Annotated in this window: 27 protein-coding genes and 1 pseudogene; 19 read left to right on the forward strand and 9 right to left on the reverse strand. The window is 64.3% G+C overall.

The genetic code is table 11. From position 1 onward, the window contains the following. Positions 1-3 precede the first annotated feature (3 nt). From ctaD to XI06_RS06130, 8 genes are all read left to right on the forward strand, one after another. Positions 4-1632, forward strand: coding sequence for a cytochrome c oxidase subunit I (gene ctaD / locus XI06_RS06095; RefSeq protein WP_237864102.1), 1629 nt, complete (start codon positions 4-6; stop codon positions 1630-1632). A gap of 65 nt (positions 1633-1697) precedes the next feature. After that, positions 1698-2642, forward strand: a complete 945-nt coding sequence (locus tag XI06_RS06100) for a heme o synthase (protein ID WP_237864101.1) — start codon at positions 1698-1700, stop codon at positions 2640-2642. A 7-nt stretch (positions 2643-2649) separates the two neighbouring features. Then, positions 2650-2814, forward strand: coding sequence for a CoxF protein (locus tag XI06_RS06105; protein WP_128954359.1), 165 nt, complete (start codon positions 2650-2652; stop codon positions 2812-2814). Positions 2815-2820: 6 nt separating this feature from the next. Further along, positions 2821-3465 carry a cytochrome c oxidase assembly protein gene (locus XI06_RS06110; protein WP_271604830.1) on the forward strand — a complete coding sequence of 215 codons (645 nt, stop codon included), beginning with the start codon at positions 2821-2823 and terminating at the stop codon, positions 3463-3465. Between the two features lie 64 nt (positions 3466-3529). Beyond that, positions 3530-4426: a cytochrome c oxidase subunit 3 gene (locus tag XI06_RS06115; protein WP_237864099.1), complete on the forward strand. Its 897-nt coding sequence runs from the start codon at positions 3530-3532 to the stop codon at positions 4424-4426. 96 nt (positions 4427-4522) lie between these two features. After that, the gene (locus tag XI06_RS06120) at positions 4523-4924 is read left to right on the forward strand and encodes a DUF983 domain-containing protein (protein ID WP_271604831.1); all 402 of its coding nucleotides are present in this window, start codon (positions 4523-4525) and stop codon (positions 4922-4924) included. Next, on the forward strand, positions 4921-5685 hold the full coding sequence (locus XI06_RS06125; RefSeq protein WP_271604832.1) for an SURF1 family protein: 765 nt from the start codon (positions 4921-4923) through the stop codon (positions 5683-5685). The genes XI06_RS06120 and XI06_RS06125 overlap by 4 nt, the downstream gene beginning before the upstream one ends. 110 nt (positions 5686-5795) lie before the next feature. After that, entirely contained in the window at positions 5796-6161 is a 366-nt protein-coding gene (locus XI06_RS06130; protein WP_271604833.1) for a nuclear transport factor 2 family protein, read from the forward strand. 124 nt (positions 6162-6285) lie between these two features. Here the strand turns inward: XI06_RS06130 and XI06_RS06135 are convergent, their stop codons facing one another. Then, the gene (locus tag XI06_RS06135) at positions 6286-7626 is read right to left on the reverse strand and encodes a histidine kinase (protein ID WP_237870819.1); all 1341 of its coding nucleotides are present in this window, start codon (positions 7624-7626) and stop codon (positions 6286-6288) included. Between the two features lie 87 nt (positions 7627-7713). Here XI06_RS06135 and XI06_RS06140 point away from each other — a divergent pair, with 87 nt between their 5' ends. The 5 genes from XI06_RS06140 to XI06_RS06160 all read left to right on the forward strand — a co-directional run bounded on the left by XI06_RS06140 (position 7714) and on the right by XI06_RS06160 (position 12999). Then, a complete protein-coding gene (locus XI06_RS06140; RefSeq protein WP_237864094.1) occupies positions 7714-8358 on the forward strand; it encodes a response regulator transcription factor in 645 nt (214 codons plus the stop codon). Positions 8359-8886: 528 nt separating this feature from the next. Beyond that, positions 8887-10305, forward strand: coding sequence for a threonine synthase (gene thrC / locus XI06_RS06145; protein ID WP_237864093.1), 1419 nt, complete (start codon positions 8887-8889; stop codon positions 10303-10305). Beyond that, positions 10302-11591, forward strand: coding sequence for a M16 family metallopeptidase (locus tag XI06_RS06150; RefSeq protein ID WP_237864092.1), 1290 nt, complete (start codon positions 10302-10304; stop codon positions 11589-11591). Before thrC ends, XI06_RS06150 begins: the two co-directional genes overlap by 4 nt. A gap of 41 nt (positions 11592-11632) precedes the next feature. Continuing rightward, a complete protein-coding gene (locus tag XI06_RS06155) occupies positions 11633-12220 on the forward strand; it encodes a GNAT family N-acetyltransferase (protein ID WP_237864091.1) in 588 nt (195 codons plus the stop codon). A 128-nt stretch (positions 12221-12348) separates the two neighbouring features. Next, complete coding sequence (locus XI06_RS06160; RefSeq protein ID WP_237870821.1) at positions 12349-12999, forward strand: hypothetical protein; 651 nt, start codon at positions 12349-12351, stop codon at positions 12997-12999. Positions 13000-13123: 124 nt separating this feature from the next. Here XI06_RS06160 and XI06_RS06165 read toward each other — a convergent pair whose 3' ends face one another. From XI06_RS06165 to XI06_RS06185, 5 genes are all read right to left on the reverse strand, one after another. Further along, complete coding sequence (locus XI06_RS06165; RefSeq protein WP_237870824.1) at positions 13124-13609, reverse strand: F0F1 ATP synthase subunit B family protein; 486 nt, start codon at positions 13607-13609, stop codon at positions 13124-13126. Positions 13610-13614: 5 nt separating this feature from the next. Further along, a complete protein-coding gene (locus XI06_RS06170) occupies positions 13615-14181 on the reverse strand; it encodes a F0F1 ATP synthase subunit B (RefSeq protein WP_237864088.1) in 567 nt (188 codons plus the stop codon). Positions 14182-14242: 61 nt separating this feature from the next. Continuing rightward, positions 14243-14470, reverse strand: a complete 228-nt coding sequence (locus tag XI06_RS06175; protein WP_092238250.1) for a F0F1 ATP synthase subunit C — start codon at positions 14468-14470, stop codon at positions 14243-14245. A 53-nt stretch (positions 14471-14523) separates the two neighbouring features. Beyond that, positions 14524-15273 (reverse strand): F0F1 ATP synthase subunit A, encoded by a 750-nt coding sequence (locus tag XI06_RS06180; protein ID WP_237870826.1) that lies wholly within the window; start codon positions 15271-15273, stop codon positions 14524-14526. 114 nt (positions 15274-15387) lie between these two features. Beyond that, entirely contained in the window at positions 15388-15762 is a 375-nt protein-coding gene (locus XI06_RS06185) for an AtpZ/AtpI family protein (RefSeq protein WP_237864086.1), read from the reverse strand. 114 nt (positions 15763-15876) lie between these two features. Here XI06_RS06185 and XI06_RS06190 point away from each other — a divergent pair, with 114 nt between their 5' ends. From XI06_RS06190 to XI06_RS06200, 3 genes and pseudogenes are all read left to right on the forward strand, one after another. Next, the gene (locus XI06_RS06190) at positions 15877-16053 is read left to right on the forward strand and encodes a hypothetical protein (RefSeq protein ID WP_237864085.1); all 177 of its coding nucleotides are present in this window, start codon (positions 15877-15879) and stop codon (positions 16051-16053) included. 91 nt (positions 16054-16144) lie between these two features. Next, positions 16145-16663 carry a hypothetical protein gene (locus XI06_RS06195; RefSeq protein ID WP_237870828.1) on the forward strand — a complete coding sequence of 173 codons (519 nt, stop codon included), beginning with the start codon at positions 16145-16147 and terminating at the stop codon, positions 16661-16663. A gap of 41 nt (positions 16664-16704) precedes the next feature. Beyond that, positions 16705-17175, forward strand: a pseudogene (locus XI06_RS06200) (secondary thiamine-phosphate synthase enzyme YjbQ); the annotation flags it as partial. 84 nt (positions 17176-17259) lie between these two features. On the opposite strand, the gene XI06_RS06205 reads toward XI06_RS06200, so the two are convergent. Further along, positions 17260-18885, reverse strand: coding sequence for an MFS transporter (locus XI06_RS06205; RefSeq protein WP_237864364.1), 1626 nt, complete (start codon positions 18883-18885; stop codon positions 17260-17262). Positions 18886-19229: 344 nt separating this feature from the next. Between XI06_RS06205 and XI06_RS06210 the strand changes: the two genes are divergently transcribed. Together XI06_RS06210 and XI06_RS06215 are read left to right on the forward strand one after the other, a co-directional pair. Continuing rightward, entirely contained in the window at positions 19230-19901 is a 672-nt protein-coding gene (locus XI06_RS06210; protein WP_237864082.1) for a response regulator, read from the forward strand. 390 nt (positions 19902-20291) lie between these two features. Further along, positions 20292-21323 (forward strand): alpha/beta fold hydrolase, encoded by a 1032-nt coding sequence (locus XI06_RS06215; protein WP_271604834.1) that lies wholly within the window; start codon positions 20292-20294, stop codon positions 21321-21323. A 15-nt stretch (positions 21324-21338) separates the two neighbouring features. Here the strand turns inward: XI06_RS06215 and XI06_RS06220 are convergent, their stop codons facing one another. Both XI06_RS06220 and hemA read right to left on the reverse strand, forming a co-directional pair. Then, a complete protein-coding gene (locus tag XI06_RS06220) occupies positions 21339-24848 on the reverse strand; it encodes a PAS domain-containing hybrid sensor histidine kinase/response regulator (protein ID WP_271604911.1) in 3510 nt (1169 codons plus the stop codon). Positions 24849-25034: 186 nt separating this feature from the next. Beyond that, positions 25035-26264, reverse strand: a complete 1230-nt coding sequence (hemA, locus tag XI06_RS06225) for a 5-aminolevulinate synthase (protein ID WP_237864079.1) — start codon at positions 26262-26264, stop codon at positions 25035-25037. Positions 26265-26533: 269 nt separating this feature from the next. On the opposite strand from hemA, the gene aroQ reads away from it, so the two are divergent. Continuing rightward, positions 26534-26965 (forward strand): type II 3-dehydroquinate dehydratase, encoded by a 432-nt coding sequence (aroQ, locus tag XI06_RS06230; protein WP_237864078.1) that lies wholly within the window; start codon positions 26534-26536, stop codon positions 26963-26965. The last annotated feature ends 11 nt before the right edge of the window (positions 26966-26976 follow it).

Below are 26976 nucleotides of genomic sequence, written 5' to 3' on the forward strand. Positions count from 1 at the left end.
AAAATGGCAACCAGCGCAGCGGCACACGGCGATCACGCGCAAGACCACGGACATGACCACGAGCACGCCCATCCGACGGGATGGCGTCGCTACGTCTATTCGACCAACCACAAGGACATCGGCACGATGTACCTGATCTTCGCGGTCATCGCGGGCATCATCGGTGCCGCGATGTCGATCGCGATCCGTGCCGAGTTGATGTTCCCGGGCGTCCAGATATTCCACGAAACGCACACCTATAACGTATTCGTGACCTCGCACGGCCTGATCATGATCTTCTTCATGGTCATGCCCGCGATGATCGGCGGCTTCGGCAACTGGTTCGTGCCGCTGATGATCGGCGCGCCTGACATGGCGTTCCCGCGCATGAACAACATCTCGTTCTGGCTGCTGCCGGCCTCCTTCGCGCTGCTGCTGCTGTCGAGCTTCGTCGAGGGCGAGCCCGGTGCCAACGGCGTCGGCGCCGGCTGGACCATGTACGTGCCGCTGTCGGCCTCAGGCCACCCGGGCCCGGCCGTCGACTTCGCGATCCTCTCGCTGCATCTGGCGGGCGCCTCGTCGATCCTCGGTGCCATCAACTTCATCACCACGATCTTCAACATGCGCGCGCCGGGCATGACCCTGCACAAGATGCCGCTGTTCGTGTGGTCGATCCTGGTGACGGTGTTCCTGCTGCTGCTGTCGCTGCCGGTCCTCGCCGGCGCGATCACCATGCTGCTCACCGACCGTAACTTCGGGACCACCTTCTTCAATCCCGAGGGCGGCGGCGACCCAGTGCTGTTCCAGCACCTGTTCTGGTTCTTCGGTCACCCCGAGGTGTACATCCTGATCCTGCCCGGCTTCGGCATGATCAGCCAGATCGTCTCGACCTTCTCGCGCAAGCCCGTGTTCGGCTATCTCGGCATGGCCTACGCCATGGTCGCGATCGGCGGCATCGGCTTCGTGGTGTGGGCGCATCACATGTACACGGTCGGCATGTCCTCGGCGACGCAGGCCTACTTCGTTGCCGCCACGATGGTGATCGCGGTTCCGACCGGCGTGAAGATCTTCTCCTGGATCGCCACGATGTGGGGCGGCTCGATCGATTTCCGCGCCCCGATGATCTGGGCCGTGGGCTTCATCTTCCTGTTCACGGTCGGTGGCGTCACCGGCGTCGTGCTGGCGAACGCGGGCGTCGACCGCGTGCTGCAGGAGACCTATTACGTCGTCGCGCACTTCCACTACGTGCTGTCGCTCGGCGCGGTGTTCGCGATCTTCGCCGGCTGGTACTACTGGTTCCCGAAGATGACGGGCTACATGTACAACGAGGCGATCGCGAAGGCGCACTTCTGGTTCACCTTCGTCGGTGTCAACCTGGTGTTCTTCCCGCAGCACTTCCTCGGCCTGTCGGGCATGCCGCGCCGCTATGTCGACTATCCGGATGCGTTCGCCGGCTGGAACCTGGTCTCGTCGATCGGCTCCTACATCTCCGGCTTCGGCGTGCTGATCTTCCTCTACTGCGTGTTCGACGCCTTCATGAAGAAGGTCCCGGCGGGCGACAATCCCTGGGGCGCCGGTGCCACCACGCTGGAATGGACGCTGCCCTCGCCGCCGCCGTTCCACCAGTTCGAAGTGCTGCCCCGCGTGCAGTAAGCAACAAAACTCCCGCGGCGCCCGTGACGGGCGCCGCGGCTCTACAACGAAACGAGCAGGTTTAAGTGTCCGTCCTCGATCAGAACGCCATCGACATCAATCCCCGCATCTCCGAGGCGGAGGTTGGTGACTACCTCGCGCTGCTCAAGCCGCGGGTGATGTCGCTCGTGATCTTCACCGCGCTGGTCGGGATGGCGATGGCGCCGGGACATTTCCACTGGGTGCTCGCAATCACCTCGCTGCTCTGCATCGCCGTCGGCGCCGGCGCCTCGGGCGCGCTCAACATGGCGCTCGAGGGCGATATCGACGCGAAGATGTCGCGCACCGCGAACCGTCCGATCCCGCGCGGCCGCATCACCCGGCCCGAAGCGATGGCGTTCGGCATGACGCTCGCCTTCTTCTCGGTGATGACGCTCGGCATCCTGGTCAACTGGATCGCGGGTGCGCTGCTCGCCTTCACCATCTTCTTCTACGTCGTCATCTACACGATGGGCCTGAAGCGCTGGACCGCGCAGAACATCGTGATCGGCGGCGCCGCCGGCGCGCTGCCGCCGGTGGTGGCCTGGGCTTCTGTCACAGGCACGGTCGATGTCGAGCCGCTGCTGCTATTCGCCATCATCTTCTTCTGGACGCCGCCGCACTTCTGGGCGCTGGCGCTGTTCCGTTCCGACGACTATGCCCGCGCCGGCATTCCGATGCTGCCCAATGTCGCCGGCCCCGACGCGACCCGCCTCCAGATCCTGCTCTACACCATCGTGCTGATCGCGGTGGCCGCAGCACCCTGGGTGCTTGGCTATTTCGACGCCGTCTACGGCATCGTCTCGCTGATCCTTGGTGCCGGCATGCTGGTGCTCGCGATCAACGTCTATATGCGCCGGACGCGAGCTGCGTCGCTGCGCGCGACGCGAAAGCTGTTCGCCTTCTCGATCCTGTACCTGTTCGCGCTGTTCGCGACCTTGCTGGCCGAGGTCGTGTTCCGGGCGCTTGCTCCGATGGTTGGGGGCGCATGAGGCAGGAATGGCTGACAAACCCGAGCCAGATGGAATCGTCCTTACCGAGGCGCAGAAGAAGAGCCGTCGCCAGCGCTCCATTGCCATTGCTTTGGCGCTCGGTGTGCTCGTCATCCTTTTCTTCGCCGTCACCATGGTCAAGGGACCGGCGGTTCTAGTTCGGCCGCTGTAGGGGAAGATGGATCAGAAGCCGACCATATCGCAGGATCAGAGCCGGACGGCCAGGAAGGGGCTCGGCCGCGATGTGCTGGTCGCCTCGATCTGCGGCGGCGTGGTCGCATTGATGGTCGGCGCGTCCTACGCAGCGGTGCCGTTCTACAACTGGTTCTGCCGCGCGACCGGCTTCAACGGCACGACCCAGGTCGCGACCTCTGCGCCCGCCACCGGCCCGATCGCGCGCAAGATCGCGGTGCGGTTCGATTCCAACGTCGCCCCCGGCCTGCCCTGGAAGTTCGAGCCCGAGCAGACCGAAATCGAGGTCAATATCGGCCAGGTCACGACGATCTATTACACCGTGACCAACCAGGCCGCGCGTACCACCTCAGGCCAGGCCGCCTACAATGTCGCGCCGCTGACGGTCGGGTCGTACTTCCAGAAGATCAATTGCTTCTGCTTCACCGAGCAGACCATGGCGCCCGGCGAGAAGCGCGAGATGCCCGTGGTGTTCTACGTCGATCCGTCGATCGTCAATGACCACGACAATGACGGGCTCAGCACCATCACGCTGTCCTACACGTTCTATCCAGTGAAGGATCCGGTGGTGAAGCCGATCGCATCCGGCGACGACGACAAACGCAAGGGAAATCTCCAGCCGCCGGGTTGACGCTCAGGGGTTGGACTAAGGGGATAAGTGCCGGATAGGCACGGGATTGAGGAGACAGACCGCAATGGCTACCGCGCAAGGCAAGCATCACGACTACCATCTGGTCGATCCGTCTCCGTGGCCGGCGGTCGGCTCCGTCTCTGCCTTCATCATGGCGGTCGGCGCGATCACCTGGATGCACCACATGGTCTCGGCCGCGCCGATCATCTTCGGCATCGGCACCGTCGGCGTGCTCTACACCATGGCGAGCTGGTGGGGCGACGTGATCAAGGAAGCCCAGTACAAGGGCGACCATACCCGGGTCGTACAGATCAGCCATCGCTACGGCATGATCCTGTTCATCGCCTCCGAGGTGATGTTCTTCGTTGCCTGGTTCTGGGCCTATTTCAACGCCGCGCTGTTCCCGGCCGATGCCGTCCACGCCACCCGCGACGCCGTGTTCGGCTGCGGCCTCGGCACGGCTGCCGGCGCATGCTCGGCCCCGGGCACCTGGCCGCCCCATGGCATCGAGACCTTCGATCCCTGGCATCTGCCGCTGCTGAACACGCTGATCCTGCTTACCTCGGGCACCACGGTCACGTGGGCGCACCACGCCCTGCTCGAGAACGATCGCCAGGGCCTCAAATATGGTCTGATCCTCACCGTCCTGCTGGGCGCGACCTTCACCGCCGTGCAGGCCTACGAATACAGCCACGCGGCGTTCTCGTTTGCCGGCAACGTCTACGGCGCGACCTTTTTCATGGCGACCGGTTTCCACGGCTTCCACGTGCTGGTCGGCACAATCTTCCTGATCGTGTGCCTGGCGCGCGCCTATGCCGGCCACTTCACGCCGAAGCAGCACCTCGGCTTCGAGTTCGCCGCCTGGTACTGGCATTTCGTCGACGTGGTCTGGCTGTTCCTGTTCCTGTGCATCTATGTCTGGGGACACGGCGCCGAGACCATGGCCCACGGCGCGCACTGAGCCGCGGCTGATCATCTGCAAAGGGCGGCCGCAGGGCCGCCCTTTCGCTTTTCAGCGGCCGGAGTTTTGGCCGAAACTGTGATAGGCTTGCGTGCGATGAACGACACCGCCGACACCCCAGAGGCCCAGCCCACTGTCCTGCAAAGCGCGCTGCGCGGGCTCGCCTGCAAATGCCCGCGCTGCGGCGAGGGCAAGCTCTATGCGGGCTTCCTGACGCTGGCGCCCTCCTGCAACTGCTGCGGCCTCGACTACGGCTTCATCGATGCGGGCGACGGTCCGGCGATCTTCATCATCATGCTGGCCGGCGCGATCGTGGTCGGCTGCGCGCTCGTCGTCGAGGTCAAATATCAGCCGCCATTCTGGCTGCATGCGGTGCTGTGGCTGCCGCTGATCCTCGCCACCACGCTCCTGCCGCTGCGCTCGATGAAATCCCTCCTGATCGCGCTGCAATTCCATCACAAGGCGGCCCCGGGCCGGCTGATCGACCGCGGGAAATGAACGAGACTTTGCGCAAGCCCGGTGTGGCTGGCTTCATGCTGTTCACGCTTTTGCTGACCGCGGCTTTCGTCGCGCTCGGCGTCTGGCAATTGCAGCGCCGCACCGCCAAGCACGAGCTGATCGCTGCGCTCACCGAGCGCCTCGCGGCAGCACCCGTTGCGCTGCCGCCACCTGCGCAATGGCCCGCGCTGACGCCTGCGCGTGACGAGTTTCGCCGCGTCAGCTTCACCGCGACCTATGCGGCTCTGCCGGATGCGATGGTCTATTCGTCCGGCTCCGCCGTGCGCAAGGATGCATCCACCCCCGGCACCTGGGCTTTTCTGCCGGCGCGGCTGCCGAGTGGTGAGATCGTGGTGATCGATGCAGGCTTCGTCGAGAACACAATGCAGGAGCGCGGGGTCGAGGATCGCGCGGTGCAGAAGCTTGTCACCGGCGCGCCCGTTACGCTCACCGGCTATCTCCGTTTCCCGGAAGAGGCGGGCTGGCTCACGCCGGCCGAAAATCGCGACAAGCGGTTGTGGTTCGTGCGCGATCATCTGGCAATCGCTAGCGCCCTGGGCTGGGGCACGATCGCGCCTTTCTACGTCGATCTCGAGCAGCCGGTGCCGGCGAACGGCATTCCGCGCCCGGGTCCGCTCGACGTGCATCTGAAAGACGACCATCTGCAATACGCGATCACCTGGTTTGCACTTGCCGGTGCCGTGCTGATCGCATTTGTCGTGTGGGTGAGGGGACGACGAAAGAGCGAAGTCCGTCCGTAGGTTCCCGGTGGGAACCCGGTATCGTCCGGTCTTTATTATTCAGCGCATATTCACGAGGGTGATCTTAAGCCGCCTCCAAGTTTTTTCAGCGGTAAACAGGATTGCTGGCGTTGAGCGATTTCGATCAGATGGGACTTGTCATTGATTGGGTGGATGCCTGCCGCAAGGGTGACCTCCCGACGCTGCTCGACCTCTATGCCGACGATGCCGAGCTGAAATGCACCTGCAACGGCACGCAGAACTATCGCGGCCGGCGCGAGCTCGAAACCTATTGGGGACCGAAGCTCAGCGCCTTTTCCTCGGCGGGTTTCGGCCTGGAGGAAATCCGTCCGGCGCAGAACGGCATCGATCTCGAATATTCCGTCGCAGGTGCGTTGCGCGTCCGCGCCTCGTTTCGTTTCAGCGCGGAAGGCAAGATCCACAGCACGCTGTGCGAGCCGGCGCAGCAGGGCTCGCACGATTGCTGTGCGTGCTAGAGCATGATCCGGAAATGTGTGAAGCGGTTTTCCCTCGCGACATCAGCGGGACGCGTTTGCGCGGAGATCATGCTCAAACAACAACCTGAAGCGCGACGACGATTCATCCCAATCTCATCGCGCTTTAGCCCGAGATCGGCTCGCCCCTGATCTCCCCGAGTGGAAGGCGACAGCGCACATAGGTGCGTTCGTCCGCACGCAGCAGGGACAGCGAGCCGCTGAGCGCGCGGACGCGCTCGTGCATGCCGGTCAGGCCGCGGCCGAAAACATTGTCGGCGGGAAAGCCTCCGCCGTCATCGGAGACTTCGACGGTGAGCGCACCGCCCGATATCGCCGCTTCCACATGGGCATTCTTCGCTCCGGCATGGCGCAGCACGTTGGTCAACGCCTCCTGAATCACACGGTAGACGGTCCGGGCCAGTGGCCCGCTGATCCCGTTGAGGTTAGAATCTATCGTTGCGGTGAGGCCGATATGCCGCGCTTGCGAGCGGAAATTGCGGAGCAGCGTCTGCACGCTGGCCTCGAGCCCCAATTCCTCGATGTAGAGCGGCCGCAACCGGTCGAGGATGCGGCGATTGGTCTGCTGGAGCGCCTCGATGGATCGCATCACCTCCTGCACGGAGTTGCCGAGATGTCCCGTCTGCGGCGAGGCCTCGCTCAGTGCGATCGTGCCGGCACGGATGCTGAACAGCAACGGGCCAAGCTCGTCATGCAGCTCGCGGGCGAGATCGTGCCGCTCATCATCCTGGAGCGACACCAGGCGATGCAACAGGTCGCGATTGTGCTGGCTCAATTGCGCGAGCGTTGCGGCAAGGGCATTGGCCTCCTCACAGCTCTGCCGGATTTCCGGCGGCCCTGCGACCGGGATCGGCGTCGCATAATCGCCGCGCCGAATGCGCGTCAGGCCCGCGCCGAGATCTTGCAGCGGCTGCAGCGCCGATCTCGCGAAGAGAAAGGCGATCGTGCCGGTCAACACCATCAGCACGGCGATGAGGCTCGTCAGGGCCAGAAAGCCGATCCATTTCTCGAACAGATCAGCTGACAGGTCGGGCACGAACACGATGTCACCAACGCGTTTGCCGTCGATGATCACAGGAGATGCTGCGTCGATATCAGGGATGGCGATCAGGTCCACAAACCATTGCGGCACGCCATGCACCCTGTGCAGGCCGTCCCTCACGGACGGCGCAGGACCCGCCTCCACAGGCCGGAATTGGATATCATTGGAGGTAGCCAAGGAGCCGACGAATGCGTCGAGCATCTTGCGCGGACTGTCTGACGCGCTCAGGGCGCTGTTGAGTGCGACAGCAACGGTCTGCACTGAGCGTCGACCAGGTTCGTTCTCGTCCGCCAGCTGGCTGGCCGAGAAGCTCTGGAGCAACACGCCCCCCATGACCAGCGCGGCGACAAAGCTCACGCCGAGTGGAAGGAACAACTGGGTTCTGAACGGAAGTCGTTGCCACATTAGGTCAATTCTAACGCGCATTGGCGGGATTCTCTCTTTCCATTTGTTCCCGCCAGTCTATGAGTTACCAAAACAAGAGAGTGCGCGATGCAAGACACAACCAAGCTGGCGACCCGGGTCCTGATCGTCGATGACCACCCCGTTGTGCTGTCAGGTTGTCGCACCCTGTTTGCCTCCGACCATTCGATCCGCATCGACGAAGCGAACGACGCCAAATCCGGACACAAGGCCTATATCAGCAAGCGGCCGGACGTCACGGTCATCGACATCAGCCTGCCCGACGTCTCGGGCTTCGAGTTGATGCGCCGGATCCGCAAGGACGATCCAGGCGCCAAGATCATCATGTTCAGCATGAATGAAGATCCGGCCTTCGTTGTGCGCGCGGTGGAGCTCGGGGCGCAGGGCTATGTCTCCAAGGGCGACGATCCCCGGATCCTGCTCAAGGCCGTACGCAAGGTGGTCGCCGGCGACAATTTCATCTCGCCCCAACTCGCGGAGGCCGTGACGTTCTCGGGCGCTGCGATCAAGGCGAATCCGGCCTCGCAAATGACGCCGCGGGAGCTTGAAATTCTTCGCCTGCTCGGGCGCGGCAACAAGATCGTCGAGGTCGCCGAGGCGCTCGGTATCTCCTACAAGACCGTCGCCAACACTACCTCCCTGCTCAAGCAGAAGCTGGGAGCCAAGAACCATTCCGACTTGATTCGGATCGCGGTGGAAATCGGGATGAATTGACCATTCAGGGGCTGAGCCGGCTGCTCAAGGATGCAGCCGGCTCAGTCGTTGGACCGGTCTGCCGCGCGTCCGGGCAATGTGTGGACGACGGCGGATACCTTCCGCCGACATAATGGGACGGTGAGGCGTTCGTTCCCCGTTCCTTTGCATGGAGTCAGGAGAAAGCGGCAACGATGCCAGGCGCGCGGCGGCGCGATCGCTGGCCCTGCATCTGGGCGTACCGGGAAAAATTGGAACATTTGGCGCCCGCGCCGTTTTTCTCCTTGACGATTTCGTGACAGGAAACGATAGCTCGAACCAATGATTTTCGGGGCCGGCGCCCCAGTGTCGAAAACCGGGTCTGCACACATCAACGACAGACCTTCCAAGAGAGGGGCTGCGGCATCGCCGCAGCCCTTTTTCGTTGGGCATGGTGTGGCTCTCCAAAACACTCTATGGTGCCGCAAAGCCTCTGGCTTGGAACTAGGAACATCGTGAAATCAAAGGCTTAAGCCCGGATTTGGACCGCGCCAGCCTTTGGAGGGCAGTTTGACTCGTTATATCTCGACCCGGGGCGAGGCCCCTGAGCTTGGCTTCTGCGACGTGATGCTGACCGGGCTTGCCCGCGACGGCGGCCTGTATGTGCCCGTGACCTGGCCGCACCTGTCGACCGAGACCATCGCCGGCTTCTTCGGTCGGCCCTATTGGGAGGTCGCGGTCGAAATCATTCGTCCGTTCGTCGGCGGCGAGATTTCCGACGCCGAGCTCGGCCGCATGGCGAACGAGGCCTATGCCACGTTCCGTCATCCGGCCGTGGTGCCGCTGCGTCAGATGTCGCCGCATCAATTCGTGCTTGAGCTGTTTCACGGTCCGACGCTCGCCTTCAAGGACGTGGCGATGCAGCTGATCTCGCGGCTGATGGACCATGTGCTCGCCAAGCGCGGCCAGCGCACCACCATCGTGGTCGCAACATCAGGCGACACCGGCGGCGCCGCGGTCGAAGCCTTCGCGGGGCTGGAGAATGTCGACCTCATCGTGCTGTTTCCGCACAAGCGCATCTCCGAGGTGCAGCAGCGCATGATGACGACGACGGGCGCGGCCAATGTCCACGCGCTCGCCATCGAGGGCAATTTCGACGACTGCCAGGCGCTCGTGAAGGGGATGTTCAACAACCATCGCTTCCGCGATGCGACCTCGCTGTCGGGTGTCAATTCCATCAATTGGGCGCGCATCGTCGCCCAGGTGGTCTACTACTTCACATCAGCGGTTGCCGCCGGCGCACCGGCGCGCGCGGTGGACTTCATCGTGCCGACCGGCAATTTCGGCGACATTTTTGCCGGCTACGTCGCCAAGCGCATGGGCCTTCCGGTCCGCACCCTGCGCATTGCCGCCAACGTCAACGACATCCTCGCCCGCACGCTCAAGACCGGCATCTACGAGGTGCGCGAGGTGCACGCCACCGCATCGCCGTCGATGGACATCCAGATCTCCTCGAATTTCGAGCGGCTGCTGTTCGAGGCGAGCAAGCGCGATGCTTCGAGCGTCCGCCGGCTGATGGAGTCGCTGAAGCAGTCCGGCCGCTTCGTGCTGCCGGATGCGACGCTGGCCGCAATCCGCGAAGAATTCGACGCCGGCCGCGCCGACGAGACCGAGACCGCGGCCGCGATCCGCGCCGCCTGGCGCGAGGCCGGCGAGCTCGTCGATCCCCACACCGCCGTGGCGCTTGCGGTTGCCGATCGCGACACCACCGACACGACCGTGCCCAACATCGTGCTCTCGACCGCCCATCCCGCCAAATTCCCTGATGCGGTGGAGGCCGCCTGCGGCCAGCGGCCGCAGCTGCCGGCCTGGCTCGACGGCCTCATGACCAAATCCGAACAGATGAAGGTGATGAAGAACGATCAGGCCGAGCTAGAGCGGTTCGTGCTGTCGGTCAGCCGCGCCGCGAAACAGGGAGTTGCCGGATGAGCGTCGAGATCTCCAAGCTTGCCTCCGGCCTGACCGTCGTTACCGACAACATGCCCCATCTCGAGACCGCCGCGCTCGGCGTCTGGGCCGGCGTCGGCGGCCGCGACGAGAAGCCGAACGAGCACGGCATCTCGCATCTCCTGGAACATATGGCCTTCAAGGGCACCACCGGTCGCTCCTCGCGCGAAATCGTGGAGGAGATCGAGGCGGTCGGCGGCGACCTCAATGCCGGCACCTCGACCGAGACCACGTCCTACTATGCCCGGGTGATGAAGGCCGACGTGCCCTTGGCGCTCGACGTGCTCGCCGACATCCTCGCCAATCCCGCCTTCGAGCCCGACGAGCTCGAGCGCGAGAAGAACGTCATCGTGCAGGAGATCGGCGCGGCGCAAGACACGCCAGACGACGTCGTGTTCGAGCACCTCAACGAGCTCTGCTATCCCGACCAGCCGATGGGCCGCTCGCTGCTCGGCACCGCCAAGACGCTGAAAAGCTTCAATCGCGACTCGCTGCGCAACTACCTCTCGACGCATTATCGCGGCCCCGACATGGTGGTGGCGGCGGCCGGCGCCGTCGATCACAAACAGGTGGTCGCCGAGGCCGAGAAGCGCTTTGCGAGCTTCGAGGCGACGCCGGGGCCGAAGCCGCAGGGTGCCATGTTCGGCAAAGGCGGCGCCAAGGTCGTGCATCGCGAGCTCGAGCAGGCGCATCTGACGCTGGCGCTGGAGGGCGTGCCGCAGACCGATCTGTCGCTGTTCTCGCTCCAGGTCTTCACCAACATCCTCGGCGGCGGGATGTCGTCGCGGCTGTTCCAGGAGGTGCGCGAGAAGCGCGGCCTCTGCTATTCGATCTACTCGTTCCACGCGCCCTACACCGACACCGGCTTCTTCGGCCTCTACACCGGCACCGATCCTGCCGACGCGCCTGAAATGATGGAGGTCGTGGTCGATATCATGAATGATTCGGTCGAGACCCTGACCGAGGCCGAGATCGCCCGCGCCAAGGCGCAGATGAAGGCGGGCCTGCTGATGGCGCTGGAGAGCTGCTCCTCGCGCGCCGAGCAGCTCGCCCGGCACGTGCTGGCCTATGGCCGGCCGCAGACGGTGCAGGAGCTGGTGGCCCGGATCGATGCCGTCAGCGTCGAATCGACCCGCGATGCAGCGCGTGCGCTGCTGTCGCGCAGCCGCCCTGCAGTTGTCGCATTAGGCAGCGGCAGGGGTCTGGACACGGCGGTGTCTTTTGCGGAAGGATTGACCCGGGCGCGGGCCAAGGCGCGGCTGCATTAGGAGCCGCGCTGGCGGACCGTCCACCCCCGGGAAGCATCACCATGGCCCTGTTTCGCCTGCCATCCAGTGGACCTGCTGCTCTCGCCCCCCGCGGCAACGGATTGTTGCTGCGCGCCCCGCAGATGTCGGACTTTCTGCAGTGGGCGCACTTGCGCGAGAGCAGCCGCGATTATCTGACGCCGTGGGAACCGATCTGGCCGTCGGACGATCTGACCCGCTCCGGCTTCCGGCGCCGCCTGCGCCGCTATTCCGAGGACATCGCCGCGGACCGCTCCTATCCCTTCCTGGTCTTCCGTGAGCTCGATGGCGCCATGGTCGGGGGCATCACGCTGGCCAATGTCCGCCGCGGGATCGTCCAGGCTGGCACCATCGGCTATTGGGTCGGCCAACCCCACGCCCATCGCGGCTACATGACGGCAGCGCTCCGGGTGCTGCTGCCGACGCTGTTCGGCGAGCTCAATCTGCACCGGGTCGAGGCCGCCTGCATCCCCACCAATGCGCCGTCGATCCGGGTGCTGGAGAAGTGCGGTTTCTCCCGCGAGGGGCTGGCGCGCCGCTATCTCTGCATCAACGGGGTCTGGCAGGATCATCTGCTGTTTGGCTTGCTGCACGAGGATTTTCGCGGCTGAGCCGGCTTCCCGTGCGGCCAAAGTCCAATTTCCTGCTGTCTTTTCCTGCCTTGGGTTCGCCGATTTTGGCGATATAACCCGCACGAGCCGGCTGATCGGCCGGATGTTGTGATGGAGTACTGCCGTTCATGAATGAGCTTCGATCATTGCGGAATGCGCTGCGGCGGGGTCCGGTGATCGCGCTGGCGCTGTCGGTATCATTGGCGGCGGTGTCGCCGGTCGCTGCGCAATCGCTGACCGACCGCTTCAAGAGCCTGTTCGGCGGCAAATCCGACGACCCCGCGCCGCCGAAGCCCGCGCCTGCGCCTGGCGCGCCTCAGGCCGACGACGAATATGATTGCCCGCAGGTCACGGTGCGCGCCGGAGCGTCCACCTATGGCGTCGGGGCGAGCGGCAAGCCGGCGGTCGGCAACGACGTGCGTTTCCAGGCCTCGATCTCCAAGATGGCGCGTGAATGCATCCGCAATGGCGGCGAGATCACCGCGCATATCGGCATCCAGGGCCGCGTCATAGCGGGCCCCGCTGGCGCACCTGCGACGGTCGAAGTTCCCTTGCGCGTTGCCGTGGTCCAGGGCGGCGTCGGCGAGAAAGTGATCGCCTCGAAGGCGTACCGGACCACGGTCCAGATGACCGAGGGCGCCAGCGTGCCCTTTACCTTCGTCGCCGAGGATCTGTCCTACCCGCTGCCGTCGGCCGCAGTCGCCGATTCCTACATCTTCTATGTCGGCTTCGACCCGCAGGCGTTGTCGCCCGAGCCGAAGGTGCGGAAGAAGAAGTGAGCCACTCGCCCAGCTGTCATGCTCCGGCTTCGCGGGTGATGACACCGCATTTGCGGGTGCGCTATCGAAAACAAAAAAGCCGGCGCTATCAGCGCCGGCTTTTTGATGGGTGAGGACGGACCCCTCAGTTCAGCTTCTGGCGAACCTCGGTAATGCCCTTGGCGAGCAGATCGTCGGCGACCTGGCCCTTGACCGACTGCGACAAGATCGTGGAGGCGGCCTGCACGGCGGCTTCCGCGGCTGCGGCACGGACATCGGCCAGCGCCTGGGCCTCGGCGAGCGCGATCTTGTTCTCCGCGGTCTTGGTACGACGGGCGACGAAGTCTTCCATCTTCGCCTTGGCCTCGGTCGCGATGCGCTCGGCTTCGCTCCTGGCGTTGGCGATGATATCGGCGGCCTCGCGTTCGGCCGAGGCGCTGCGGGCCTTGTAGTCGGCCAGCACCTTGGCGGCTTCCTGCTTCAGGCGCGTCGCGTCGTCGAGCTCGGCCTTGATGCGCTCGGCGCGCTTGTCGAGCGCCGACATCGCCGACTTGAAGATCCCGAGATAGCCGAACACGACCATCAAGATCACGAAGGCCACGGCGACCCAGGTTTCAGGATCGAAGAACATATCGACTAACCCTTCAAGGACGCATCAACGGCGGCATTGACCGACGCCGCATCCGGAATGACGCCGGTGAGCTGCTGCACGATGGTGCCTGCCGCATCGGCCGCGATGCCGCGGACGTTGCTCATGGCGGTTGCGCGGGTCGAGGCGATGGTTTTCTCCGCCTCGGCGAGCTTGGCCGCCAGCTGCTCTTCCAGGGTCTTGCGCTCGGCTTCCGCCTGCGCATTCGCCTTGTCGCGGGATTCGTTGCCGATCGCCTGCGCGCGCGAGCGCGCCGAAGCGAGCTCGCCTTCATAGGCCTTCAGCGCCGCCTCGGACTGATCCTTCAGCGTCTGCGCTTCCGCGAGGTCACCCTCGATCTTGTTCTGACGCGCTTCGATCGCACCGCCGACCTTCGGCAGAGCGAGCTTGGCCACGATCACGTAGAGCAAGACGAAGAAGATCGCGAGCGACACCAGCTGCGAAGCAAAGGTGCTGCTCTCGAACGGCGGGAAGCCGCCGCTGTGATGACCGCCGTCGGCTTCGGTGTGGGCGTCGGTCGCCGGAGCTTTCGCCCCGCCATGACTCTCGGCCATGGAGTACTCCTGTTGCTGTCACGCGCCGCTTCGGATGAAGCGGCGCGGAAGAAGTCGTTCTTTAGAAAACGAACAGCAGAAGCAGCGCGATCAGCAGCGAGAAGATGCCGAGCGCTTCGGTCACGGCGAAGCCGAAGATCAGGTTGCCGAACTGGCCCTGAGCGGCCGACGGATTGCGGACGGCTGCGGCGAGGTAGTTACCGAAGATCACGCCGACGCCGACGCCCGCGCCGCCCATGCCGATGCATGCGATGCCCGCGCCGATAAGTTTTGCTGCTGTCGGATCCATTTTAGACTCCTTGGAAGAAAGATTGGGTTTTGGGTGGAAATTCCCCGGACCGCTCAGTGTCCCGGATGAATGGCGTCGTTGAGGTAGATGACGGTCAGGATCGCAAACACATAGGCTTGCAGGAACGCGACCAGGATCTCGAGCGCATACAGCGCGACCGTGAGCGCCAGCGGCAGCACGCCGCCGACCCAGCCGACGGCGCCGAGCGAGAAGCCCAGCATGGCGACGAAGCCCGCGAACACCTTCAGCGCGATGTGGCCGGCCAGCATGTTGGCGAACAGACGGATGCTGTGCGAGACCGGCCGCAGGAAGAACGACAGGATCTCGATGAACATGACCAGCGGCAGGATGTAGCCGGGGACGCCGTGGGGAACGAAAATCTTGAAGAACTTCAGGCCGTTCTTGGCGACGCCGTAGAACAGCACGGTGAAGAAGACCACCAGCGCCAGCGCCACGGTGACGATCAGATGGCTCGAGATCGTGAAGGTGTAGGGAATGATGCCGACCAGGTTCGAGACGCAAATGAACATGAACAGCGAGAAGATCAGCGGGAAGAACTTCATGCCTTCCGCGCCGGCGTTGCCGCGGATCGTGGCAGCAATGAACTCGTAGGAAATCTCGGCGACCGACTGCAGGCGGCCCGGAACCAGCTGCGTGCCGCTGGCCAGCATCAGGATCGAGATGATGGCGACGGCCACCAGCATGTAGAGCGATGAATTGGTGAAGGCGATCGTATGATTGCCGATATGGCCCAGCGTGAAGAGAGGCTCGATGTTGAACTGGTGGATCGGATCGATTTTCATCGGCGCGGCATCTCTTGGTCTGCCGGACGAGCCGGCGTGTCTCGGTCTGCCGGCCGGGCCGGCCCGCACCGGCGAAACCGGCGCGACAATTCCTCTCCGTGGATCGGATCGGCTTTACGAACCACCGCGCCTGTTTTGACCCGCGCCCGCCGACCTCACCACATTCACCACGCCGGCCACGAAGCCCAGCAGCAGGAACACGATAAATCCGAAAGGCGACGTCGACAGCAAGCGGTCGAAACCCCAGCCAATCCCCGCTCCGACAGCGACACCGGCGACCAACTCGGAGGATAACCGAAAACCAAGCGCCATCGCCGAGGCTCTGGCCGCTCCGTCTCCACCGTCACCTGCGGGTTGCTCGGTCTTGATCTGGCGGTCGCGAAATTCGGACAACCGCTGATCGAGACTTCCGAGCCGTTCGGAAAGCGCAGCTTCCTCGGGCGATCTATCGCGACCTCCATTCCCGCTGTGTCCCGTGTCTTGAGCCATGCCACGAAGACCCGAAACGCTGCGGTTGAATGGAAATTACGCCCGCCACCCTCAAAAGCCGCGCGGACCATACTGACCGCACATAATCAAGTCAAGCCAAGTCACGATCGCGTCGTGATCGGCTATATAATTGATTTTATTGAGGATATTGACCCGCACGCGAGCGCTGCACACAGCGTGACGCCGCACCGCAGCAGCTCTCCGCGCGATCTGCCGCTGTGGCCGACATTTCGCCGCGCTCTCGGGATCAAAGGGGCGGCCGCCACTGTTGATTCAACGGGTGGGTTTTGACGGCGGATTCGCGCGCTCTGGCGATGCGCCATCGGCTGCAGGGGTATAGAATTCAGGAGCGGGCCACCTGCGCAGCGTGGCGGAGAGGGCGATGAGACCGGCGAAATCATCCACAACATCATGGTGTGCGGCGGCAATCGTCGTGGTGACCGCGGTCGGCGGCGGCCTGGTGGCCGCTCAATCGGCGCCCGACGGCGAAAACGGCCGCTACACCATGACGCCGATCCCCGAAGGCGTGCTGCGGCTCGACACCCGCACCGGCACGGTCTCGACCTGCAGCAAGACCGGCGCCGGCTGGGCCTGCTACGCCGTGCCCGACGAGCGCTCCGCGCTCGATGCCGAGATCGGCCGCCTCCAGGCCGAGGTCGAGAAGCTGAAGGGACAGCTCGCCGCCGGTCCGACTGTATCGGGCAAGATCGACGAGGCGCTGCCGAAGTCCGACTCGCTCAAGAAGGCGGAGCCAAAGGTCGCCGAGGGCGACCGCAAACTCGAGATTCCCTTGCCCAGCGACCAGGACATGGATCGCATGATGTCGTTCCTGGAAAAGGCCTGGCGCCGGCTGATCGACATGGCCAACCGGGTGCAGAAGGACGTGTCGGGGAGGATTTGATCTATCCACCCCACGGGAGCTTTCGCGTTGAGAGACCTTTCATGACATCGGCCAAATCCATCACCCGCTCGGCGCCATCGTCGGTGCAGGCCACCACGATCGTCTCGTCGCTGCTCGCCGTGCAGACGCCTGGCCGCGGCTTCACCGACCTCACCAGCGAGGTCACAAAATTCATCAACGAGGCCAACGCCCGCGACGGCGCGCTGACGCTGTTCATCCGCCATACCTCGGCGTCGCTGACGGTCCAGGAGAACGCCGATCCGTCCGTGCTGGTCGATCTCACCACCGCACTGTCACGGCTCGCGCCCGAAAGCGTGCCGTGGACACACGACACGGAGGGGCCGGATGACATGCCCGCGCATGTGAAGACGATGTTGACGCAGACCTCGCTGCAGGTGCCGGTCATCAAGGGCAAGCTCGCGCTCGGCACCTGGCAGGCGATCTACCTGGCCGAGCACCGGGCGCGGCCGCATCGCCGGGAGGTCGTGCTGCAATTCATCGGCAGCAATCAATCAGTAGACGCCAAACAAAACCGGCCGCGGAGGCCGCGGCCGGTTCGTTTGGATGCTGCTGGCCTCGTACCGGCCAAGGAGCAATCAGGTCGACTTGATATCGACGTCCTTGGTTTCCGGCAGGAACAGGAAGCCGATCACCGCTGTGATGACGGCGAACACAACCGGGTACCAGAGGCCGGCGTAGATATCGCCGGTCGAGGCCACGATCGCGAACGCGGTCGCCGGCAGCAGGCCGCCGAACCAGCCGTTGCCGATGTGGTAAGGCAGCGACATCGACGTGTAGCGGATGCGGGTCGGGAACAGTTCGACCAGCATCGCCGCGATCGGGCCGTAGACCATGGTGACGAAGATCACCAGGACGAAGAGCAGACCGATGATCGCCGCAACCTGCGGACGGAAGATATCGAACGGGTTGGACATCTTCACGATGCCGGGGTCGCCCGCCTTGGGATAGCCCGCCGCCGCGATCGCCGCTGTGATCGCCGGGTTGCCCGCCTTCGCGTCGGGATAGGCGATGTCCTTGCCGTTGACCATGACCTTTACGCCGGAGCCGGCCGCGCCGGCGCTCGTCGAATACTTGACAGACGAAGCGGCGAGGAAGGCGCGGGCAGTGTCGCAAGGCGCGGTGAACACACGGGTGCCGACCGGATTGAACAGGTCGCCGCAGCCCGCGGGATCGGCCACCACCTCGACTTTCGTGGCCTCGATCGCCTTTTCCAGCGCAGGGTTGGCGTTGCTGGAGATCATCTTGAAGATCGGGAAGAAGGTCAGCGCCGCGATCAAGCAGCCGCCGAGGATGATCGGCTTTCGGCCGATCTTGTCGGACAGGGCGCCGAACACGACGAAGAAGCCGGTGCCGAACAGCAGCGACCACGCGATCAGCAGGTTGGCGGTATAGCCGTCGACCTTGAGGATCGATTGCAAGAAGAACAGTGCGTAGAACTGGCCCGTGTACCAGACCACGCCCTGGCCCATGGTGCCGCCGAGCAGCGCCAGCAGCACGAGCTTGCCGTTCTGCCAGTTGGCAAAGGCTTCGGTCAGCGGCGCCTTGGAGCTCTTGCCCTCATCCTTCATCTTCTGGAAGATCGGCGATTCATTGAGGCGCAACCGAATCCAGACCGACACGCCGAGCAGCAGCACCGAAACCAGGAACGGGATGCGCCAGCCCCAGGCCGCGAAGTCCGGCTCGCCGGTCGCGGTGCGGGTGAACAGGATCACCAGCAGCGACAGGAAGAGACCCATGGTCGCCGTGGTTTGGATGAAGGAGGTGTAATAGCCGCGCTTGCCATTCGGGGCATGCTCGGCGACGTAGGTCGCAGCACCGCCATACTCACCGCCGAGGGCCAGGCCCTGCAACAGGCGCAAGGCGATCAGGATCACCGGAGCGGCAAAGCCGATGGTTGCCGCACTGGGCAGCAGGCCGACGATGAAGGTCGAGAGACCCATGATCAGGATGGTCACGAGGAAGGTATATTTGCGGCCGACGATGTCGCCGACGCGGCCGAACACGATTGCGCCGAAGGGGCGAACCAGGAAGCCTGCGGCAAAGGCCAGCAATGCGAAGATGTCGCGGGTTGCCGGCGGATAGGCCGAGAAGAACTGCGCGCCGATGATCGGGGCCAGCGATCCGTACAGATAGAAGTCGTACCACTCGAAGACGGTGCCGAGCGACGACGCGAGGATGACGAACCGCTCATCCTTTGTCATGCCGGTCGACCGAGCCGACGTTGCAGCCATTGTGGACATCGTGAATGCGCTCCCCGTATCTCGTTTCCTCGCGTCCCAGCTGTCCGGGCATGCCGGATCAACCCAGGTCTTGCGCCAAGGTAACATCGGCGTGAAACTGCCCCCAATACGACTTTCGGCCGTGCGCACTGACACGCAACTGACGGTGCTGACCTATAGTGCAGCGTGGCTTCATATGGCTTGCGGATTAACCCCTTTCCGGCAAAGGAATAATGTGCCCTTGCATGCCACGGCCGGTCGGGGAAGAATTGACCATCGCGCCCGTCCGGATTACTGGCGCTGATGTGAACCACAGCAAGAGATCGATGAACGCTCCCTCCACCCATCTCGTCATTGCCGATGACCATCCGCTGTTCCGTGATGCGCTGCGGCAGGCGGTGGCGGGCGTCCTCTCCACGGCGAAGATCGACGAGGCCGGATCGTTCGAGGATCTGACGAAGCTCCTGGAACAGACCTCCGACGTCGACCTGGTCCTGCTCGACCTTTCGATGCCCGGCATCTCCGGCTTCTCCGGCCTGATCTATCTTCGCGCGCAATATCCGGCGATCCCGGTGGTGATCGTCTCGGCCTCCGACGACAGCGCCACGATCCGCCGCTCGCTCGATTTCGGCGCCTCCGGCTTCATCCCGAAGCGATTCGGCGTCGAGACGCTGCGCGATGCCATCCTCAAGGTGATGGAGGGCGACGTCTGGGTTCCCGCCGACACCGACCTGACGGCCGCCGCCGACCCCGACATGACCAAGCTGCGCGACCGCCTCGTGACGCTGACGCCGCAGCAGGTGCGGGTGCTGATGATGCTGTCGGAGGGGCTCCTCAACAAGCAGATCGCCTACGAGCTCGGCGTCTCCGAGGCGACCATCAAGGCGCATGTCTCGGCGATCCTGCAAAAGCTCGGCGTCGAAAGCCGCACCCAGGCCGTGATCGCCGCCGCCAAGATCGCCGGCGGTCAGTGGAAGCAGGGGACGCCTGCGGGGTAGGCCACCAGTGCCGGCGCTGGTCGACGGGCAAAGCACCCAAGCACTGGGTCAACCGGCATAGCTCAAAATATTCCACTTTACCGAAATTCGGATTTGTCGTGTTTTTCGCCCATCCTGATCCGGCGAAAAGGGGCGGTCGTACGTCGTCACGAGACGCGGATCGGGCCGCGGTGGATGCTGGGCGGCGCCGTCGCAGATGTGAGCGCAGGGCGATGTGTTTGCGGTTGAGAGGACCTTGCAGATTCCGCAATCGGATTTCCGCCAGCCTCACAACTTCTCACAAGTCCAAACGGGCTTTCGGCCGCGGGCGCTGCTAGGCAGTCGCGTGACCGCAAGGCTGCCGCCGATCCGATCGGATGGGGCCAACAACCATCAAGAAGGTACCCGACCATGACAGAGTTGATCGACCTGCATCGCCGCCAGTTCCTCGGCATCGCAGCCGGCACCGCCGCCGTCGGCCTCGGTATGATCGACCTGGCGCGCGCTGCAACGGAAGCGCCGCAGTCCTCGGCAACATCAGCATCTTTCGGCACGATCAAGCAGATCAATGCTGGCGTCCTCAACGTCGGCTACGCCGAAGCAGGCCCTGCGACCGGCCCGGTCGCGATCCTGCTCCACGGCTGGCCCTACGACATTCACAGCTTCGTCGATGTGGCGCCGATCCTGGCGCAGGCTGGCTATCGTGTCATCATCCCCTATCTGCGCGGCTACGGCTCGACGAACTTCCTCTCCAGCGAGACGCCGCGCAACGGCGAGCCGGGCGCGCTGGCCTCCGACATCATCGCTTTGATGGATGCGCTCGACATCAAGAAGGCCGTCCTTGCCGGCTTCGACTGGGGCGCGCGTACCTGCGATATCATTGCCGCGCTGTGGCCGGAGCGTTGCCGTGCGCTGGTGTCGGTCAGCGGCTATCTGATCTCGAGCCAGGCGTCGGGAAGCGCGCCGCTGCCGCCGGCGGCCGAGCTGCAATGGTGGTACCAGTTCTATTTCGCTACCGAGCGCGGCCGCGCCGGCTACGAGAAGTACACCCATGACTTCGCCAAGCTGATCTGGAAGCTCGCTTCGCCGCAATGGAAGTTCGACGACGCCACCTTCGATCGCAGCGCGAAGGCATTCGAGAACAAGGATCACGTCGCGATCTCGATCCACAATTACCGCTGGCGGCTCGGGCTCGCCCAGGGCGAGGCGAAGTACGAGGAGATCGAAAAGAAGCTCGCTTCTGCTCCCATGATCAGTGTGCCGACGATCACGATGGAAGGTGACGCCAATGGCGCGCCGCACCCGGAGCCCAGCGCATACGCCAAGATGTTCTCGGGTCGCTACGACTTTCGCCTGATCACCGGTGGCATCGGTCACAATCTGCCTCAGGAGGCACCGACGGCCTTTGCCAAGGCCGTCATCGACGTGGACGGGGCCGCCTGAGAATTGAGACCTGCCTTACTCCGCCGCCACCATCTGCTGCGTGCGCCACTGTCCGAGCAGGGCGCGCAGCGAAGCCGGCTTCACAGGCTTGTTCAGCACCGCGATCTTCTCGTCGCGCGCCGCGCTTTGCACGGCCGGGCTGCGATCGGCGGTGATCAGGATCGCGGGGATAGAGTCGCCGAAGCGGCGGCGGATCTCGCGGATGGCGGCGATGCCGTTGCCACGGTCGAGGTGATAGTCGACGAGCAGCCCGGTCACACGCTTGCCGGCGGCCTCGATCGCAGCGATCGCGCCTTCGGGATCGGCGACCGCGATCACCTCGGCGTCCCAGGCTCTCAGCAGCGTCCGCATGCCGTCGAGGATCGCCGCGTCGTTCTCGATGCAGACGATCAGGGCGCCGGAGATCGGCGTGCGCGCCAGCGGCGTTGCGCTGGTCACCGCCGCGGTGAGCGTCACGGCTTTCGCCGTCGGCACCGTCACGGAGAACAGCGAGCCGCCGCTCGTATTGGCGTCGATGGCGATGCTGTGGCCCAGCACGCGCGCCAGCCGCTCGACGATCGAGAGTCCCAGTCCGAGGCCGCGCGCGATCCGCGCGCCCTGCTCGAGGCGGTGGAACTCCTTGAAGATCTCGCTGCGCTTCGCCGCAGGGATACCGACGCCGGTGTCGTAGACGTTGATCGCGAGCGAGGCGCCGCGGCGGCGGCAGCCGACCAGCACCCGCCCGCGCGGGGTGTATTTGATCGCGTTCGAGATCAGGTTCTGCAAAAGCCGCCGCAGCAGCAGCCGGTCCGACTCGACCGGCAGCGAGCAGGGCACGAAGGTGAGATCGAGGCCCTTGGCGCGGGCGATCGGGGCGAACTCGATCTCCAGCGAGCGCATCAGGTCGGCCATCTTGAAGCTCGAGATCGAGGTTGCCATTGCGCCGGCATCGAGGCGGGAGATGTCGAGCAGCGCGCCGAGGATCTCCTCGATCGCTTGCAACGATTCATCGATATTCTCGACCAGCCGCGTCTCCTCGCCATTGTGCTGGCGCTCGACCAGGCTCGTGACATAGAGCCGCGCCGCGTTCAGTGGCTGGAGAATGTCGTGGCTGGCGGCCGCGAGGAAGCGCGTCTTGGAGATGCTGGCGTCCTCCGCCGCGCTCTTGGCCAGCGCCAGCTCCGAGTTCAATCGCGTCAGCTCCTCGGTGCGGTCGCGCACGCGCTTTTCCAGCGTCGCATTGGCGCGCTCCAGCGCTTCCGCCGCCTCGAAGGTCGGCGTGACGTCGGTGAAGGTGATGACGAAGCCGCCGCCGGGCATGCGGTTGGTGAGCACCTCGATCACCATGTGGCGTTCCGGCAGGCGTTCGAGATAGGGTTCGCCGTCGGTGGTGTAGGCCAAAAGTCGCTGCTCGATCATCGCCTCGCGGTCAGACTGATCGGCGGGATCGCTCACGCCCATGAATTCCAGGATCTCGCGGAGCGGCGTGCCGAACTGGATGAAATGCGGCGGCACGTTGAGCAGGTCGCCGAACTGCCTGTTGGAGCAGATCAGCTGCAGATCGGCATCGAACACCGCGATGCCCTGGCGCACATGGTTGAGCGCGGTCTGCAGGATCTCGCGGTTGAAATGCAGGGCCGCGTGGGAATCGTCGAGCAGCTTCAATGCGGCCTTCGCGGAGACCGTGCGCTTGCGCAGCAGCAGCGACATCACGAGGCGGGAGGACGCGGCTCCGATCGAGGAGGCGATCAGGTGCTCGGCGTGCTGCAGCAGCTCGAAATCGGCGGGCGCCCCCGACTCCAGCCGCATATTGCGCCGCGCCGAGAAGGCTTCGAACGAGTGCTGGGCTCGCTCGGGCCCGAGATATTGCGCGACCGTGGCCTGGATGTCCTGCACCGTGATCGTGGTGCGCCAGCGGCGGAAGTTCGGGGCGATCGGGGCGAGCGTATTGGGCACGAACAGGTCGGCCTGCACCAGCTCGATGGACGAAGGCTGCCGCGCCAGCGACAGCAGCACATAGGTGAGGATGTTGAGCGAGAGCGACCAGACCACGCCATGCATCAGCGGCGACAGGTCGGCGCCGAACAGCGCCTGCGGCCGCAGCGCCTCGATGCCGAAGGGGCCGTGCTGGAGCAGCAACAGGCCTGATGTCGACGTGTCCATGAAGCTCGGCAGGAACAACGTGTAGAACCACACCGCGAAGCCGACCAGCATGCCGCCGATGGCGCCGCGCGCGGTCGCCCGCCGCCACAACAGTCCCCCGAAAAAGGCGGGTGCGAGTTGCGCAATGGCGGCAAAGGACAAGAGGCCGATCGCGGCGAGCTGGGCGTTGCCGAGCGCGCGATAGTAGAAATAGGCCATCACCATGATGGCGAAGATGGCAAGCCGCCGCGAGCGCAGCAGGAAGTCGCCGAAGTCGGTGCCGCCCGCGCGCCCCTCGGGTCGACGTTGCAGCACCAATGGCACCACGAGGTCGTTCGAAACCATGATCGAAAGCGCGACGCATTCGACGATCACCATCGCGGTAGCCGCCGACAGGCCGCCGACGAAGACGGCGACGCTGAGAAGTCCCGCGCCGCCCTCCATCGGCAAGGCCAGCACGTACATGTCAGGGTCGACCGCGCCGAACGGGAAGGTGATGAGGCCGGCGAGCGCGATCGGGATCACGAACACATTGATGGCGACGAGATAGAGCGGGAACAGCCAGCGCGCGCGGCTGACTTCGGCGTCGCTGGAGTTCTCGACCACGCTGACGTGAAACTGCCGCGGCAGCAGCATGATCGCGCACAGCGACAGCAGCGTCATCGTGAGGAAATTGCCGATCGACGGCGTATAGTCGATGGCGCGCACCGCCTCCGGCGTCTTCATCGCGCGCTCGATCAATTCGTGCGGCGAGAACATCCAGAAAGTGACGAAGATGCCGGCGGTGAGGAAGGCCGCCAGCTTGATGGTGGATTCGGTCGCAACCGCCAGCATCAGGCCGTGCTGATGCTCGGTGGCGTCGGTCTGCCGCGTGCCGAACAGCACCGCGAATGCCGCCATCGCCAGCGTCACCATCAGCGCGATGTCACCGAGGATCGGGATGTGGGAGAACGCCTGGTCCTCGCTCAGGATGACTTCGAGCGAGGAGGCGACCGCCTTGAGCTGCAGCGCGATGTAGGGCACCGAGCCGATGATCGCGATCAGCGCCACCGTTGCCGCCACGGCCTGGCTCTTGCCGTAGCGGGCGCCGATGAAGTCGGCGATCGAGGTGATGTTGTGCGCCTTCGCGAGCTGGATCACGCGGCGCAGGACGCCGGCGCCGAGGCCGATCATCAGGATCGGGCCGACATAGATCGCAAGGAAGTCGGTCGAGGTGCGGGTGGCGAAGCCGACCGAGCCGAAGAAGGTCCAGGAGGTGCAGTAGATCGCCAGCGACAGCGGATAGATCAGTCCGGACGCGCGGCCGGGCTTGGCTGACGAGCGGCGGTCGCCATGGCTCGCCACCAGGAACAGGAAACCGATATAGCCGAAGGCGGCGGCAATCACGCCCCAATCGTGCAGCATGGCGAGCGTGCGTCTCCCTGGGCGCAAGGGCGCCCGATCTCATTTTCCCTGCAAATCTAGCGCGTTGGCGGGGTGGAGGCGACAGCGAAATGGCCGGCGAGGGCAGGAACTGGGGTTGTCGTTAAGCCAGGGGTGAGCTGCCTGCTCTCCCACGCCCCGCAAGCGGGGAGAGGCGAAGGGAAACGCCTACTCCGCCGCCAGCGACTTCTCGCTCAGGGGCAGGCCGAGCCGGTCCCACACCTGCAACAGCGCCTCGGCAAGCTGATCGATCAGGCCGTCGTCGTGATAGGGCGAGGGCGTGATGCGCAGGCGCTCGGTGCCCTTGGCGACCGTCGGATAGTTGATCGGCTGGATGTAGATGCCGTGATCCTCGAGCAGCATGTCCGAGGCCTGCTTGCACTTCTCTGGATCGCCGACGAACAGCGGTACGATGTGGGTGTCGTTCGACATCACCGGCAGGCCAGCGGCATTGAGGATCGCCTTGACGCGGGCGGCGCGGTCCTGGTGACGCTCGCGCTCCCAGCTCGAGGTCTTCAGGTGCTTGATCGCGGCTGTCGCGGCCGAGCAGATCGCCGGCGGCAGCGCGGTGGTGAAGATGAAGCCCGGCGCATAGGAGCGCACGGCGTCGATGATATGGCCGTTCCCGGCGATGTAGCCGCCGAGGCAGCCGAACGCTTTCGCCAGCGTGCCCTCGAGAATGTCGATGCGATGCATGACGCCGTCACGCTCGGCAATGCCGCCGCCGCGCGGGCCGTACATGCCGACGGCGTGAACCTCGTCGACATAGGTCATCGCATTATACTTCTCGGCGAGATCGCAGATCTTGGCGAGCGGGGCGACGTCGCCGTCCATCGAATAGAGGCTCTCGCAGGCGATCAGCTTCGGCCGGTTCGGGCCCGCGGCCTTCAACTTCGCTTCGAGATCGGCGAGATCGTTGTGGCGGAAGACCACCCGCTCGCAGCCGGACTGACGGATGCCCTCGATCATCGAATTGTGGTTGAGCTCGTCCGACACGATCAGGCAGTTCGGAATGAGCTTGGCGATGGTGGCGATGCCGGTCTGGTTCGAGACATAGCCCGAGGTGAACAGCAGCGCGGCTTCCTTGCCGTGGAGGTCGGCGAGCTCGGCCTCGAGCTGCACCAGCGGATGATGCGTGCCGGCGATGTTGCGGGTACCGCCTGCGCCGGTTCCGACGCGGGTCGCGGTCTCGACCATGGCGCCGACCACTTTCGGGTGCTGGCCCATGCCGAGGTAATCATTGGAGCACCAGATCACGACGTCGCGCTTGCCCTTCGGCGAGTGCCAGACCGCGTGCGGGAACCGGCCCGCCGTGCGCTCCAGATCGGCGAACACGCGATAGCGGCGCTCGGTATGGAGGCGATCCAGGGCGGAATTGAAGAATTCAGCGTAATCCATCGGTGCAACCTGAGACGGAACCTGACCAAAAGAGCGGATATCCTTAGAGCTTTTCCAGCTCTAATGTCTATGCGCTATCCCACATTTGGCCGTGAGGGGCATTTGGGCAAAATGCCCTATCGTGCGATCTGAAACTTGATCCCGATCAAGTTCGCGTCAGCGTCCAATGCTGCTCTGCAATATCGGCTGCTCTTCCAGGTGGTTCGGCCGGAATCCCGTCACCGGCCCGGCCAAGCGCCTTGGCGGTTAACCCCTAACAGGACGTGTCCATGAAGCGCGTGATGATCCTCAACGGTCCCAACCTCAATATGCTCGGCATTCGCGAGCCGCACATCTACGGCACGACGACGCTCGAGCAGGTCAATGCGAGTTGCGAAGAAGTGGCCACCAGGCTCGGGCTCAAGCTTGCCTTCCACCAATCCAACCACGAAGGCGTGCTGGTCGATCTGATCCAATCGGCGCGGCAGGATGCCGATGCCATCGTCATCAATCCAGCCGGCCTCTCCTTCACTTCGGTCTCGATCATGGACGCGATCAAGACGTTCGAGGGCCCGGTGCTGGAAGTCCACATCTCCAACATTCACGCCCGCGACGAATATCATCGCCATTCGAAGATCTCGTTCGTGGCGACCGGCGTGATCTGCGGCTTGGGCCCGTTCGGCTACATCGCGGCGTTACATGCGATCGCGAATATGAAGTGAGCCGGCTGGGC

It is taken from the genome of Bradyrhizobium sp. CCBAU 11434, from assembly GCF_028128895.1.
Lineage (GTDB): Bacteria > Pseudomonadota > Alphaproteobacteria > Rhizobiales > Xanthobacteraceae > Bradyrhizobium > Bradyrhizobium zhengyangense.

Excerpts from the sequence above, each read along its gene's own strand:
- XI06_RS06155 (WP_237864091.1), top strand. The coding sequence starts at position 11,633 with ATGGCCCTGTTTCGCCTGCCATCCAGTGGACCTGCTGCTCTCGCCCCC.
- XI06_RS06220 (WP_271604911.1), bottom strand. The coding sequence starts at position 24,848 with ATGCTGCACGATTGGGGCGTGATTGCCGCCGCCTTCGGCTATATCGGT.
- XI06_RS06135 (WP_237870819.1), bottom strand. The coding sequence starts at position 7,626 with ATGTGGCAACGACTTCCGTTCAGAACCCAGTTGTTCCTTCCACTCGGC.
- XI06_RS06205 (WP_237864364.1), bottom strand. The coding sequence starts at position 18,885 with ATGACAAAGGATGAGCGGTTCGTCATCCTCGCGTCGTCGCTCGGCACC.
- XI06_RS06125 (WP_271604832.1), top strand. The coding sequence starts at position 4,921 with ATGAACGAGACTTTGCGCAAGCCCGGTGTGGCTGGCTTCATGCTGTTC.
- hemA (WP_237864079.1), bottom strand. The coding sequence starts at position 26,264 with ATGGATTACGCTGAATTCTTCAATTCCGCCCTGGATCGCCTCCATACC.
- XI06_RS06175 (WP_092238250.1), bottom strand. The coding sequence starts at position 14,470 with ATGGATCCGACAGCAGCAAAACTTATCGGCGCGGGCATCGCATGCATC.
- XI06_RS06215 (WP_271604834.1), top strand. The coding sequence starts at position 20,292 with ATGACAGAGTTGATCGACCTGCATCGCCGCCAGTTCCTCGGCATCGCA.
- XI06_RS06110 (WP_271604830.1), top strand. The coding sequence starts at position 2,821 with ATGGATCAGAAGCCGACCATATCGCAGGATCAGAGCCGGACGGCCAGG.
- XI06_RS06160 (WP_237870821.1), top strand. The coding sequence starts at position 12,349 with ATGAATGAGCTTCGATCATTGCGGAATGCGCTGCGGCGGGGTCCGGTG.
- XI06_RS06170 (WP_237864088.1), bottom strand. The coding sequence starts at position 14,181 with ATGGCCGAGAGTCATGGCGGGGCGAAAGCTCCGGCGACCGACGCCCAC.
- XI06_RS06150 (WP_237864092.1), top strand. The coding sequence starts at position 10,302 with ATGAGCGTCGAGATCTCCAAGCTTGCCTCCGGCCTGACCGTCGTTACC.
- XI06_RS06165 (WP_237870824.1), bottom strand. The coding sequence starts at position 13,609 with ATGTTCTTCGATCCTGAAACCTGGGTCGCCGTGGCCTTCGTGATCTTG.
- XI06_RS06115 (WP_237864099.1), top strand. The coding sequence starts at position 3,530 with ATGGCTACCGCGCAAGGCAAGCATCACGACTACCATCTGGTCGATCCG.
- XI06_RS06140 (WP_237864094.1), top strand. The coding sequence starts at position 7,714 with ATGCAAGACACAACCAAGCTGGCGACCCGGGTCCTGATCGTCGATGAC.
- XI06_RS06195 (WP_237870828.1), top strand. The coding sequence starts at position 16,145 with ATGAGACCGGCGAAATCATCCACAACATCATGGTGTGCGGCGGCAATC.
- XI06_RS06120 (WP_271604831.1), top strand. The coding sequence starts at position 4,523 with ATGAACGACACCGCCGACACCCCAGAGGCCCAGCCCACTGTCCTGCAA.
- aroQ (WP_237864078.1), top strand. The coding sequence starts at position 26,534 with ATGAAGCGCGTGATGATCCTCAACGGTCCCAACCTCAATATGCTCGGC.
- XI06_RS06180 (WP_237870826.1), bottom strand. The coding sequence starts at position 15,273 with ATGAAAATCGATCCGATCCACCAGTTCAACATCGAGCCTCTCTTCACG.
- XI06_RS06185 (WP_237864086.1), bottom strand. The coding sequence starts at position 15,762 with ATGGCTCAAGACACGGGACACAGCGGGAATGGAGGTCGCGATAGATCG.
- XI06_RS06105 (WP_128954359.1), top strand. The coding sequence starts at position 2,650 with ATGGCTGACAAACCCGAGCCAGATGGAATCGTCCTTACCGAGGCGCAG.
- ctaD (WP_237864102.1), top strand. The coding sequence starts at position 4 with ATGGCAACCAGCGCAGCGGCACACGGCGATCACGCGCAAGACCACGGA.
- XI06_RS06210 (WP_237864082.1), top strand. The coding sequence starts at position 19,230 with ATGAACGCTCCCTCCACCCATCTCGTCATTGCCGATGACCATCCGCTG.